This window comes from Faecalibacterium duncaniae, assembly GCF_010509575.1.
In the GTDB taxonomy this organism is placed as follows: Bacteria; Bacillota; Clostridia; order Oscillospirales; family Ruminococcaceae; genus Faecalibacterium; species Faecalibacterium duncaniae.
Genome location: NZ_CP048437.1, coordinates 740,030 through 752,858, shown reverse-complemented (window position 1 = coordinate 752,858; position 12,829 = coordinate 740,030). Strand labels below are relative to the sequence as shown.

11 protein-coding genes and 1 pseudogene are annotated in these 12,829 nt (G+C 56.1%); 7 read left to right on the top strand and 5 right to left on the bottom strand.

Going from position 1 to position 12,829, the window contains the following annotated elements; genetic code table 11:
* The first annotated feature begins 44 nt into the window (after positions 1–44).
* Positions 45–569, top strand: coding sequence for a nitroreductase family protein (locus tag GXM22_RS03560; protein WP_005935658.1), 525 nt, complete (start codon positions 45–47; stop codon positions 567–569).
* Positions 570–916: 347 nt separating this feature from the next.
* Positions 917–2,371: an MATE family efflux transporter gene (locus GXM22_RS03555; RefSeq protein WP_242699886.1), complete on the top strand. Its 1,455-nt coding sequence runs from the start codon at positions 917–919 to the stop codon at positions 2,369–2,371.
* Positions 2,372–2,723: 352 nt separating this feature from the next.
* On the opposite strand, the gene GXM22_RS03550 is transcribed toward GXM22_RS03555, so the two are convergent.
* A complete protein-coding gene (locus tag GXM22_RS03550) occupies positions 2,724–3,584 on the bottom strand; it encodes an AraC family transcriptional regulator (protein WP_005935676.1) in 861 nt (286 codons plus the stop codon).
* A 141-nt stretch (positions 3,585–3,725) separates the two neighbouring features.
* Here GXM22_RS03550 and GXM22_RS03545 point away from each other — a divergent pair, with 141 nt between their 5' ends.
* Complete coding sequence (locus tag GXM22_RS03545; RefSeq protein ID WP_005935679.1) at positions 3,726–5,987, top strand: glycogen/starch/alpha-glucan phosphorylase; 2,262 nt, start codon at positions 3,726–3,728, stop codon at positions 5,985–5,987.
* 122 nt (positions 5,988–6,109) lie between these two features.
* On the opposite strand, the gene GXM22_RS03540 is transcribed toward GXM22_RS03545, so the two are convergent.
* Positions 6,110–8,200: a heavy metal translocating P-type ATPase gene (locus GXM22_RS03540; protein ID WP_187115625.1), complete on the bottom strand. Its 2,091-nt coding sequence runs from the start codon at positions 8,198–8,200 to the stop codon at positions 6,110–6,112.
* Between the two features lie 60 nt (positions 8,201–8,260).
* The gene (locus GXM22_RS03535; RefSeq protein ID WP_005935684.1) at positions 8,261–8,545 is read right to left on the bottom strand and encodes a DUF6110 family protein; all 285 of its coding nucleotides are present in this window, start codon (positions 8,543–8,545) and stop codon (positions 8,261–8,263) included.
* 165 nt (positions 8,546–8,710) lie between these two features.
* Here GXM22_RS03535 and GXM22_RS03530 point away from each other — a divergent pair, with 165 nt between their 5' ends.
* The 4 genes and pseudogenes from GXM22_RS03530 (at position 8,711) to GXM22_RS03515 (ending at position 10,055) form a co-directional block, all read left to right on the top strand.
* Entirely contained in the window at positions 8,711–8,887 is a 177-nt protein-coding gene (locus tag GXM22_RS03530; protein WP_157747407.1) for a hypothetical protein, read from the top strand.
* Positions 8,888–8,960: 73 nt separating this feature from the next.
* Positions 8,961–9,035: pseudogene (locus GXM22_RS15395) on the top strand (plasmid mobilization protein); the annotation flags it as partial.
* Between the two features lie 113 nt (positions 9,036–9,148).
* Positions 9,149–9,478, top strand: a complete 330-nt coding sequence (locus GXM22_RS03520; RefSeq protein ID WP_005935693.1) for a PadR family transcriptional regulator — start codon at positions 9,149–9,151, stop codon at positions 9,476–9,478.
* Entirely contained in the window at positions 9,471–10,055 is a 585-nt protein-coding gene (locus GXM22_RS03515; RefSeq protein ID WP_005935696.1) for a DUF2812 domain-containing protein, read from the top strand. The genes GXM22_RS03520 and GXM22_RS03515 overlap by 8 nt, the downstream gene beginning before the upstream one ends.
* Before the next feature lie 73 nt (positions 10,056–10,128).
* Here the strand turns inward: GXM22_RS03515 and GXM22_RS15195 are convergent, their stop codons facing one another.
* Both GXM22_RS15195 and GXM22_RS03505 read right to left on the bottom strand, forming a co-directional pair.
* Entirely contained in the window at positions 10,129–10,563 is a 435-nt protein-coding gene (locus GXM22_RS15195) for a hypothetical protein (RefSeq protein ID WP_005935699.1), read from the bottom strand.
* Positions 10,564–10,569: 6 nt separating this feature from the next.
* Positions 10,570–12,816: an alpha-galactosidase gene (locus GXM22_RS03505; RefSeq protein WP_005935702.1), complete on the bottom strand. Its 2,247-nt coding sequence runs from the start codon at positions 12,814–12,816 to the stop codon at positions 10,570–10,572.
* Positions 12,817–12,829: the final 13 nt, after the last annotated feature.

The window sequence follows — 12,829 nt, the reverse complement described above, 5'->3', positions numbered from 1 at the left end:
CACTGTGCTATACTGGGGCAAATCAAAACAGGAGGCACTGATCTATGAACACTCTGGATGCCATTCTCACCCGGCGCAGCTGCCGGGAATTCACCGACAAGCCCATCAAAAGCGAAACACTGCACCAGCTGCTGGAAGCGGCCATGAGCGGACCCAGCTGCGTCAATGCGCGGGATTGGTCCTTCGTGGTGGTGACCGACCCGGAAAAGCTGGCACAGATGGCCGATGCCAACGGCCGCCCTGCCGAGCCGCTGCGGAAAGCTGCCGCCGGTATCCTCGTCTGCGGCGACCTTGACCGTGCGTTCCGCTTTGCAAAGGACTACTGGGTGATCGACGGAGCCATTGCCGCCCAGAACATCTGCCTCGCCGCACAGGAGCTGGGGCTTGGCGCAGTCTGGCTGGGCACCTGGCCCCAGATGGACCGGGTAGAGGCCCAGCAAAAGCTCTTCGCTCTGCCGGAGACCATTGTGCCCCACTCCATCATCGCCCTTGGCTACCCGGAAGCAGACCTTACTGCCCCGCGTGAGAGCCGCTATGAGGATGACCGGATACATTTTAACCAGTGGTAAATTTTCCAGACGAAACCACGAGCGTTCCTGCTTGATACTTTACCATATTGCTCCTCTTTCATCCAAGTGGAACAGACTGTGCAAAACAGACTTTCCAGCGCGTTTTCGTTCTTTTCTATTATAACACAAACCACTCCATGGCTTCAAAGGTGATTTTCCACAAAGTTTGCATCGTGCAATATGCGCAGAATGACCCGCAGATTTCTTGTGCAAAAGTACCTTTGCAAATTGGGCAGAGAATCGGTATAATGATTTCGTACAACGAGTGGCACTCATGCGTAAGACCGGTTGCATGAGTGCCACTCGTTTTTTTGTTTGTCCTAAAATGGAAAGGTAAGGTGAATCCCATGGAAAGTTCCAATCAATTTCTCGGCACGGAACGCATCGGAAAGCTGATGCAAAAGTATGCGATTCCGTGCATTATTTCTCTGCTGGTCGGCGCACTGTACAACATCGTGGACCAGATCTTTATTGCAAATGCCAGCTACCTCGGCTCCTACGGCAACGCCGCCAATACGGTCGTGTTCCCGCTTACGGTGGTGGCGCTGGCCATTGCCGTGATGATCGGTGACGGCTGCTGCGCCTTTGTCAGCATCAGCCTTGGCCAGAACGAAGTCCCCAAGGCAAGGCGGAGCGTTGGCAACGCGGTGGTGATGTGTCTGGTCAGCAGCATCGTTCTGACCGCTGTGTATCTGATCTTTGCAAATACCATTCTCGCCATGTTCGGCGGAACGGTCAACGCCGAGACCTATCATCATTCCCAAGAATATTTCTTCTACATCACGCTGGGTATCCCCTTTTATATGTTCGGGCAGGCCATGAACCCCATCATCCGTGCCGACGGCAGCCCCCGGTTTGCCATGGTGTCCACCCTTGCGGGTGCGGTGCTGAACATCATTCTGGATCCCATCTTTATCTTCGGCTTCCGCTGGGGCATGATGGGCGCGGCGGTGGCTACTGTGATCGGTCAGGTGGTCACCGCAGCGCTGGCAGTGTGGTATCTGCTGCACATGAAGATCATTCGCCCGGCGTGGGCTGACCTTCGGCTGAAGGGTTCCATCTGCGGCCGCACCCTGACCCTTGGCATGACCAGCTTTCTTTCTCAGATCAGCCTTGTTGCAGCCATGGCAGCCATCAACAACATGATCCGCAAATACGGCGCACTGGATGCGGTATTCGGGCAGGAACAGTACGCCCAGATCCCCATGGCGGTGGTGGGCATCGTGATGAAGTTCTTCCAGATCGTCATCTCCATCGTGGTGGGCATGGCAGCCGGCTGCATCCCCGTGGTGGGCTTCAACATGGGTGCAAAAAAGCCCGCCCGTGTGAAGGAGTTGTTCACGAAACTGCTGCTGGCAGAAGCCGCTGTCGGTGTGGTCGCACTGGTGCTGGTGGAGCTGCTTCCCCGGCAGCTCATCGCCCTGTTCGGTGCCGCCAATGAGAGCGTGTACTACACCGATTTTGCCGTGAAGTCCTTCCGCATCTACCTGTGCATGATCATTCTGGCCTGTGTCAACAAAGCCTGCTTCATCTTCCTGCAGGCCATGGGCAAGGCAGCAGAATCCACTGCCCTTTCCATGGTGCGTGAGGTGGTGTTCGGCGTGGGCTTTGCCCTGCTGCTGCCCCGGTTTTTCGGGCTGGATGGTGTGCTGTACTCCATGCCGCTGTCGGATATCCTGACCTTCCTGATCGCAGGCTATCTGATTCACAAGACCTACCATGAATTCAATTATCATATTGCATTGGATAGCGGTGTCATCGGCATTGAAAAGTGCGCGGAGATCATGGAAAGCCTGGTTTGAATGAATCGGAGTCTGCCGCCATCCGGCTGCCACTGATCCAGAAGTCAAAACCACCGGCTGAGCCGGTGGCTTGAGTAAGCCCTAGAAGGGCTCCTTACTAGCAAAGCCCCTGCAAGGGGCCACGAGCAAGCATCTTTCATCTGCATTACTTGCCCTACTGCTCTAACGAGCAGTATCATAAAGTGCATCTTCTAAGATGACAATTTCTTTGTCATCTCGCTTCGCTTGAATCTTATAGCTAAAGCATTTTCTTTTCCACCAGCGGAGCTGGTGGTTGTCGCTCGCTCAAGCTACTCAAAACAATGAGGCCGTTCCCTCTCTTTCTCAGAGAAGCGGAACGGCCTCATTTTGTTTATTTTTTCCGGTACTCCCGCGGAGTCATGCCAAAATGCGCCTTGAATGCCCGGTTAAAATAGGAGAGGTTTTCAAACCCGCACCGGGAAGCGATCGTCAGCACCGTCTCGTCCGTAGCATGCAGCGCTTCGGCGGCGGCATTCAGCCGGTATTCGTTCAGAAAGGCAACAAAGCTCTGCCCTGTCATCTGCCGGAACCAGCGCATGAAGTGGCTGGAACTGAAGGAGCAGACCCCGGCGGCATCGGCGACCCGAAGCCCCTCGGCATAATGGACAGAGATCCATTGCAGAACGGCTTTCAGCCGCCGGGTATCGGCAGTTTCCGCGGGGAGCTGCTGTTTCCCCTGCGCAATGAGCAGGGAGAGAAAGCGCAGCAGCGCTCCTTTGACCAGCAGCTCATAGCCGGGAAGCTTGGCACGGTTGGCTTCCTCCACCTCCCGCAGGCAGGCGGCGGCCTGGAGATAACACAGGTCGTTGGGAGTCAGCCGCGCAGGCAGCAGCAGCCGCCCGCTCTGGAGCGGAAGCAGGTATTTTTCGGCGCAAAGGTCCTCCGCACCGCCCAGAAGCTCCAGCTCAAAGATGATGTTCTCGTATTCCATGCGCTGCCCCTCTGCCTGCCGCAGGGCGTGGAGGGTGCCGGGCGTAAAAATAAAGATATCCCCCTGATAGGCCGGGCAGGACGCAGCGCCCACCTGCACCAGCCCCGCGCCCCGCTTGACAAAGACCAGCTCCATGCTCTCCTGCCAGTGCAGTGCCACCTGCGGAAAATCTCCCGGAATGGTGCAGGGATACAGATTGAAGGGGAACCGCACGGCACCGTGCTGCTTGGTTTCCTGCAAAGAAGCCTGATTATGCATCATCTCACCTCCAGATGATAGGATTGTACCATAATTTGCTCCTTTAAGGCAAGATTTCGATTGTTTTATCTGGTATATCTTGCATTATAAATGTCAAACCTGTTTTCCGTAAGGTGTGTATCTGAAAACAAAGGAGGATCCATTATGAGCTTTACCGAAACATTACAGAGCCTCACCGGAAAGCTGCTGGCGGACTGCACCGATCAGGAGCTGTATCTGGCACTGCTGGAGCTGGTGCGGCAGAAGAGTGCCGACCGCGTGCAGCCCGTTACCGGCCGCAAGCTGTACTATATCAGCGCCGAATTTCTTATCGGCAAGCTGCTGTCTAACAACCTCATCAATCTGGGACTGTACGAAGAAGCCCGGGATGCACTGGCCGCTGCCGGAAAGCGCCTTTCCGATATTGAAGAGGTGGAACCGGAGCCCTCTCTCGGCAACGGTGGTCTGGGCCGTCTGGCAGCCTGCTTCCTGGATTCGCTGGCAACGCTGAACCTGCCCGGCGACGGCGTGGGCCTGCGGTATCACTTTGGCCTGTTCCACCAGTCCTTTGAGGATGGTGTGCAGAACGAAAAGCCCGACCCCTGGCTCACCGCCCACAGCTGGGCCGAAAAGACCGATGTGACCTACCCGGTGGAGCTGGCAGGCAAGGAATATACTGCCCGGCTGTACAAGCTGGCTGTCACCGGTTACGAGGGCCGCACCAACACCCTGAATCTGTTCGATCTGGATACCATCGACGAGAGCATCGTCCATGACGGCATTGCCTTTGACAAGACCGCCATCGACAAGAACCTGACCCTGTTCCTCTACCCGGACGACTCCGATGAGGCAGGCCGCCGTCTGCGGGTGTATCAGCAGTACCTCATGGTTTCTGCCGGTGCCCAGCTCATTCTGGCAGAGTGCGCCGCCCGGGGCTGCAATTACCACGATCTGGCCGACTACGCCGCCATCCAGATCAACGACACCCACCCCAGCATGGTCATCCCGGAGCTGATCCGGCTGCTGGGGCAGCGGGGCATTGAGTTTGAGGAAGCTGTGGAGATCGTCACCAAGACCTGTGCCTACACCAACCACACCATTCTGGCCGAGGCACTGGAAAAGTGGCCCCGCGCCTATCTGGATGCAGTGGTGCCCCAGCTGATGCCCATCATTGAAAAGCTGGACGCATTGGCCCGCACCCGCACCGAGGACGAGAGCCTTGCCATCATCGACAAGGACGACCGGGTGCACATGGCCCACATGGACATCCACTTCACCCATTCCACCAACGGCGTGGCAGCGCTGCACACCGAGATCCTGAAAAATTCCGAGCTGCACGGCTTCTATGAGCTGTACCCGGAAAAGTTCAACAACAAGACCAACGGCATCACCTTCCGCCGCTGGCTGCTGGAATGTGACCCGCGCCTGACCGCCACGCTGGAAAAGCACATCGGTTCCGGCTTCCGTAAGGACGCTGCCGAGCTGGAGAAGCTGCTGGCCTTCGCCAACGACGAAGCCGTGCTGGACGAGTTGACCGCCGTGAAAAAGGCCAACAAGGCAGCGCTGGCAGACTGGCTGCTGCGCACCCAGAAGGTGGCAGTGAATCCCGATGCCATGTTCGATATCCAGTCCAAGCGGCTGCACGAGTATAAGCGTCAGCAGCTGAACCTGCTGTACCTCATCCATCAGTATTACGAGATCAAGGCCGGGCATCTGCCTGCCATGCCGCTGGTGAGCATCTTTGGTGCCAAGGCTGCTCCTGCCTACACCATTGCCAAGGACATCATCCATGCCTTGCTGACCCTCTCCAAGGTCATCGCCGCAGACCCGGAGGTGTCCAAGTGGCTGCAGGTGGTATTTGTGGAAAATTACAACGTCACCGCTGCCGAAAAGCTCATCCCTGCCTGTGACCTGTCCGAACAGATCAGCCTTGCCTCCAAGGAGGCCTCCGGCACCGGCAACATGAAGTTCATGCTAAACGGTGCGCTGACGCTGGGCACCATGGACGGTGCCAATGTGGAGATCAGCCAGCAGGTGGGCGAAGAGAACATTTATATCTTCGGCCAGACCTCCGATCAGGTCATCCACCGCTACGCCGTGGGCGATTACGACCCGGCCCAGTGGGTGGAGGGCGATGCCAACATCCGCCGCGCCATCAGCTTCCTCACCGGCCCGGAGATGCTGGCTGCCGGCCATGCCGAAAACCTGACCCGCCTGCACCATGAGCTGATCCACAAGGACTGGTTCCAGACCCTGCCGGACTTCAACGCCTATGTCGTCCGCAAAGGGCAGGCCCTCAGTGATTACGCCTGCGACCCCATGGGCTGGCGGCGCAAGTGCCTTGTGAACATTGCCAAAGCCGGGATGTTCTCCTCCGACCGCACCATTGCCGAGTACGACCGCGACATCTGGCATCTGGGGAAGTAATCGTTTTTACTTTGCGTCATCCCAGCATCCAGCAGTTTCTTGTAGAAGATACACTGCTTTCTGTGGGAAGAGCTATCATTTCGGTACGCCGGAGCATCTGCGGACGCTCCGGCGTGCCATTTTTACAGGGAAGGCTTCTGCTCCAACAGGTCTGTCATGCTGCGCAGGCTGATGCCAAGGGTGGAAAGGTTATGCAGCATGGCACTGGTGGCAGGGGGCAGGATGCCCAGAGCCCCCAGAAGGATGAGGGCCGAGTTGAAGCTGAGCACAAAGCGGTAATTGCTGCCCACCCGCTTTTGCAGGGCGTTGGCAATGGCTTTTAAGGTCACCAGCTCTTCCAGACTATCCGCGCGGATGGTCACATCGGCAATCTCCCGGGCGATGGCGGCACCGGAATGGATGGCGATGCCGATATCTGCCGCCGACAAAGCGGGCGAATCGTTGATGCCGTCGCCGATCATCACAACTGTATGTCCCTCGGCTTTGGCATCGCGGACAAAGGCGGCCTTATCCTCCGGCAGCACCTCCGCAAAGCAGCGGTCTACCCCCACCTGCGCCGCAATGGCGCGGGCGGTGCGGTCACTGTCGCCGGTCATCATAACGGTCTGAGTGATGCCCAGCTTTTGAAGCTGGCGCAGCACCTGTGCCGCCTCCGGGCGCAGGGGATCTGCGATGCAGATAACCCCCGCCAGCACCCCGGATGCTGCCAGATACAGGTGGGAATACTGCGGATCCAGCGCATCAAACTTTGCCTGTTCCCCTGCCGGGATGGTGCAGCCCTCGTCCTCGAAAATAAAGTGGGCGCTGCCGATGACCACCCGCTTGCCCCCTACCCGGCTGGCAATGCCATGGGCCACGATGTACTCCACCTCGGAGTGCATCTCTTCGTGAGAGATTCCCCGCTCCTTGGCAGCACGGACGACGGCGTTTGCCATGGAATGGGGGAAATGCTCTTCCAGACAGGCGGCAAGCTGCAATACCTCCTGCTCCCCGCAGCCGGAGAAAGGCACCACCTGCACCACCTGTGGGGTGGCACGGGTGAGGGTGCCGGTCTTATCGAACACGATGGTGTCCGCCTTTGCCAACGCTTCCAGATACTTGCCGCCTTTTACGGTGATGTGATATTCCCCGCACTCCCGCATGGCAGAGAGCACTGCCAGCGGCATGGAAAGCTTCAGCGCACAGGAGAAGTCCACCATCAAGATGGAGATGGCCCGGGTGACGTTGCGGGTAAAGGCATAGGTAGCCACCGTACCGGCAAGGCACCACGGCACCAGACGGTCGGCCAGCTGCAAAGCCCGGTTTTCGGTGCCGGACTTGAGCTTTTCCGATTCCTCGATCATCGCCACGATCTTATCATAGCGGTTGGCACCGCCCTCTGCCTTGGCCACAAGGACGCATTCGCCCTCTTCCACCACTGTTCCGGCGTAAACGGTGGCACCGGTGGTCTTGCGTACCGGCATAGACTCGCCGGTCAGGGCAGCCTGATTGACCATGGCTTCGCCTTCCAGCACCATGCCGTCCAGCGGGATCATGTTGCCGGAGCGCACCACCACTTCGTCCCCGGCGTGAACGCGGGTCAACGGCACCAGTACCTCGCCCTGCGGGGTGCGCACCCAGACCTTATCCACGTTCAGCGCCATGCTGCGAGCAAGGTCGTCCAAGCTCTTTTTCCGCGTCCACTCCTCCAGCAGGCTGCCTACCGTCAGCAGGAACATCACCGACCCTGCGGTGCTGTAATCCCCCCGCAGGAGGGAGGCGGTGATGCTGAGCGCATCCAGCACCTCTACCTCCAGCTTGCGGTGCAGCAGGCAGCGGATGCCCTTCCAGACAAAGGCGATGGAGCGCCATACCGTATATGCCGCCGCGATGGGCGCGGGCAGGAACACCTTGCGGAACACCCGGCCCGCCACAAGGTTGACCATCTTCTCCTGATATTCCTGATTGATTTTCCTGCTATCGTGGGAAGTGACCAGCACCTCTAACTCTTCGTTGTCAAAGCGGTAGGCCGCCAGCAGGGCGACGGCATCCTTCCGGCTGCCCCGGTAGGTCAACACCACATCTCCGGTGCGCTCGTAGACGGTAGCTTTTTGAATGTTGTCCTGCCCGTTCAGGTAGGCTTCCAGCACATCTGCCCGGTGCAGGGTCATCTGCACGGCGCAGACGTGCACCCGCATCCGTCCCCTGCCTTCATGTAAGATCGTACATTTCATTGCTTTTCTTACCCCTCTGCGTAAAAAAGAGCCGCCCAAGGGCGGCTCCGCTGCGTTGTATCACTGTGCAGTCTGCTCTGCGGGCTGTTCAGCCGTATCCTCGATGACCTCCTGTGCAGCCTCGGCGGCGCGGCTCTCGTTGATGGCCTTTGCATCGGCAAGGATGTCACCGGCCTCTTCCTGCACCTTGTTCACAGTCTGCATGGTGCAGTCCTTCATCCGCAGCACCGCAGCAGTGGTCTGGGTGTAGACCTTTTTTGCGTCCTTGCTGGACAGTACCTTGAAGCCGGCAGAGCCGAACACCACACCGCCCAAAAACAGTGCAAGCTTTTTTGTATCAAACATATTTATCCCTCATTTCTGTGTTTCCTATCTGAGCGCCCACACCCTTGAGCGGGGGGCAGGCTCTTTATCTCTGTATTGTAGCACGCTTTCGGACTTTTTCAATGGTTTTTACCGATGTTAGGACGCATTAACATTGTTAGCAGCAGTTTGATATGGAGGATCATTTTGGTCATGCTCACTTGCAGAGATCAGCAGGCCGCAGCCTATAAAGGCAGCAGAAAGATTAACCGCCCCTCAACACACCCGATTCATTTTGTCGCCGATTCACCCGACAAAATCATCGCTGCGCTGCGCTTCGCAAACGCGGTCCACCCCCAAACCCTGCTCATGGTTCGCACCTGACGGTGCAAACAGCAACGGCGTGTCGTGTTTTACATAACTTCACCGAGGAGTTATCGAACAGACAGGAGGTACAATGACCAAAACGAATGTTCAATCGACCCCTAGCAATTCCCAGCACCACGACACGCCGAACAACAAAACAAGAATAGAGCAGACCGTTCTTCTTTCACACATCCCTCAAATAATTTTTCTGAATCCGCTTGACGAATATTACGGTTAGTGATATATTTATTACAGTAACCGTAATAAGGAGGTCAAACCATGCGAGATAATACAAAAGGTGGTGCGCTTACAGAAGTCACCTTTTATATTTTGCTCTCTCTTTATACGCCAAAACACGGATACGCTGTCATGCAATTTATTGAAGAAAAAACAGGCGGACGGCTTTCATTAGGTGCAGGTACTTTATATGGAGCATTAAACTCTTTGCAGGACAAGAAGTGGATTGAACCTTATGGAGATCGTGAGGGAAGAAAAAAAGAATACCACATTACAGCACAGGGAAAAAAAATTGCAGAAAAAGAGCTTGCAAGACTAAACGAACTTGTACGCGTCGCAAGTGAAATTATTGGAGAGGTACAGTATGAGTAAAAAATGCTATCGCTTCTTTGGTGGATTGCTAAATGCACAGGCAAAATGGTTAAACAAAATGTCCGAAAAAGGCTATCGACTTGTCCGGACAGGAAGAATGCTCTATGAATTCGAAAAATGTAATCCCAACGAAGTGACCTATTGTGTAGAGTTTATCGGAGAAAAATCAAAAGAGAACGCAACAGACTATGCTAACTTTTTGGAAGATATGGGCTACAAGGTATTTTTCAAGAATATCAATCTAAACTATTCTGTCGGAAAAGTTCGATTGCGTCCATGGGCGGAAATGGGCGGTTATATTGCAACAAACGCAACAACTTTTAACCGAGAACTATTGATTGTAGAAAAAGCAAACGACGGAAAGCCTTTTGAACTCCACACCTCCTATGCCGATAAAGAAAAATACTACCGCAACTTGCGTAACCCATGGCTATTCCTACTACTCCTGTTTGCACTGTTTGCCCTTATCAAACATTCTCTCGCCTTGGGTATTTTTTCATTGGTTTCTGCAATTCCCAGCATTCTGTACCAGATCCAAATTATAGTTGTCCGACAAAAAACCAAAACGTGGGAATAAATAACAATCAAGAGGGTGACAACAAAAGCTGTCACCCTCTTGATTGTTATTTATAGAAATACAAAAAGATTACTCAACAGCCTTTGAGGAGCAGCATCGTGCAGAGCTGACAGCGTACCGGGCGGCAGCAGCCTATTTCAAGGCAAACGACATCACCAAGCTGCCCAGCCCGAAAAAGCTGGAAGCCGAGTATGCGCAGCTGGCATCCGAACAAAGTCGAAAAAGCTGCGCATGGCGGTGACCGCAAGAGCACCGATGCAAAATCAAGTTCGCTAAAAGCGAACTTGATGGTCATGCCGAACATATTGCCCCGCTTGTACCACTCCGGGTCAGCAGAACGCGCCTTGTCCAGTGCTTTCAGCTCGGCACTGCGGGCGTTATAGGCTTCTGCCATCTCCCGCTCCAGAACCTCCAACCCTTCCCGGTTGTGGTACAGTTCCATGAACAGCCATTCCAGTTCGTCCTTGTGCTTGGCAAATCGGACTGCAAAATTATCTTGACTTGTCATCTTTCTTTATCCTTTTCGTGTAAGATGGAGCTGCACGCTGGGGTAATCGCCAAACAGCTGCGGCAGGACAAGCCCCGCATACAGCAGGGTGCTGCCGCTGAACCGCATCCCCTTGTGAATGCCGTCCTCTACGTCGTGGGCATACTGAGAGCCGAAATAGTCGATGCCATCCAGTTCATACACAGCATCTTCTTCCAGCCCACGGAAGCACAGGTGGATGGGTAAGGGATTCGCCTGCGGATGGGTCACCACCAGATTCAGCAGTGCTTCGCTGCCGTCCTCTGCGGCAAACTGCCATGCCGTGAAATATGCGTTTTCTGCCGGGTCGGTCAGCCGATAATAATCGCCGGTACGGATCAGGTCGTTCAGCCGTTTGAACCGCTTGATCTGGTTTTTCACTGCAGTGCACTCGGCGCGCTTCAATTTGCCCAGATCCAGCTCGTAGCCAAAGGTGCCGCTCATCGCCACCACAGCACGGGTGTCGATGGGCGTAGTACGGCCGGTCTGGTGGTTGGGGCAGGCAGAAACATGAGCACCCCTGGTGCAGACCGGATAGCCGAAGGAGGTGCCGTGCTGGATCGTCAACCGTTCAATGGCATCGGTATCATCGCTGCACCAGATTTGAGAATAGTAGCACAGCATTCCGGCATCAAAGCGTCCGCCGCCGCCTGCGCAGCCTTCGAACAGCACCTCCGGGAAGCCCTGCGTCAGCCGCTCTGCCAGCGCATAAACGCCCAGCATATAGCGGTGCATGATCTCGCCCTGCTGCTCGGCAGGGAAAGCACGGCTGTACACATCGCTCATGCTGCGGTTCATATCCCACTTGATATACTCAATGTGATGCTCCCGCAGCAGCTTGCCGATAACCCCTGCCAGATAGTCCACCACCTCCGGGCGGGAAAGATCCAGCACCAGCTGGTTGCGCCCCATGGCAGGCTTGCGTCCGGGCAGGGTCAGCGCCCAGTCCGGGTGGGTGCGGTACAGATCGGAGTTCTCGTTGACCATTTCCGGCTCGATCCACAAGCCGAATTTCATGCCCAGCGCATTGATCTGCTCAATCAGTGGGTCCAGTCCGCCGGGCAGCTTTTCGCAGTTCACGGTCCAGTCGCCCAGACCCTGATTGTCGTCATTCCGGGTGCCGAACCAGCCATCGTCCAGCACCATCATCTCCACGCCGAGAGAGGCTGCTTTTTCAGCGATCTTTACGATCTTTTCGGTGTTGAAATCAAAATAGGTGGCCTCCCAGTTGTTGATCAGCACCGGGCGGCGTTTGTCCTTCCACGGGCCGCGGCAGATGTTGCGCCGCAAAAAGCGGTGGTACTGCTGGGAAAGCGGGGTCAGACCCTCTGCCGCAAAGGAGAGGATCACCTCCGGGGTGTCAAAGGTCTCGCCCGGCTTCAGGTTCCACGCAAAGCGCTCCTCCTGAATGCCGCTCACTACCCGGACAAGCCCGGTTTGAGAGCGCTCCACGTCCATCTGGTAGCTTCCGGAATAGACCATCATCACCCCGTAACAGGAGCCGCTGGTCTCCGTTGCATCCTGCTGGCAGAGGATCAGGAAGGGATTATTGTGGTGGCTGGAGCTGCCCCGCACCGAAGAAATGGTCTGGATATTGGTGCCCACAGCTTCCCGCTCCAGCTGCCGTTCCATAGCGTGTCTGCCGTGGAAATGCAGCAGATCCCATCTGCCAAAGGGCAGATCCAGACAGGCAGATGCCGCCTTGTCCAGCCGCAGCGGGTTATCTCCGTGGTTTGTCAGCCGCGCCGCACGGGTGATGACATCCTGCTGTGCAAACACGCCGTACAGCAGCTCCAGCGTCAGACCGGTGGCCTCGTCCTGCATTCGGACAATCAGGGTCTCGGCATCGTTTTCCTCTGCGTGGGCACAGGGCAGACCGGTCAGCTGATATTTGCCCGCCTCCACCGTGTGGCTCACATAGGTAAAGTCTGCGCCAAAGGTGCCACGGCTGTCGGCCACCGTCAGGCAGGAGAGACGGAAATCGCCCACGTTGCAGCCGGTATACTCCTGCGGGAGCAGATCCGGGGAAACGCCCCGGTGGGTGCGGTAAGCGTAGTAATCCGGCGAAAATCCCCGGTCTGTGCGGGGATACAGCTGCATCAGGTCCCCGGTGCCGATGGTTTTGCCGTAGTACAGATGCAGCAGGTGCCCCAGCGCATCCACCTTCATGTGGTAGCTGGTATGGGCAGTCTCCAATACAAAAATGCGTGCCTCGGAATCAAATCGAATACTCATGGATCCTATACCT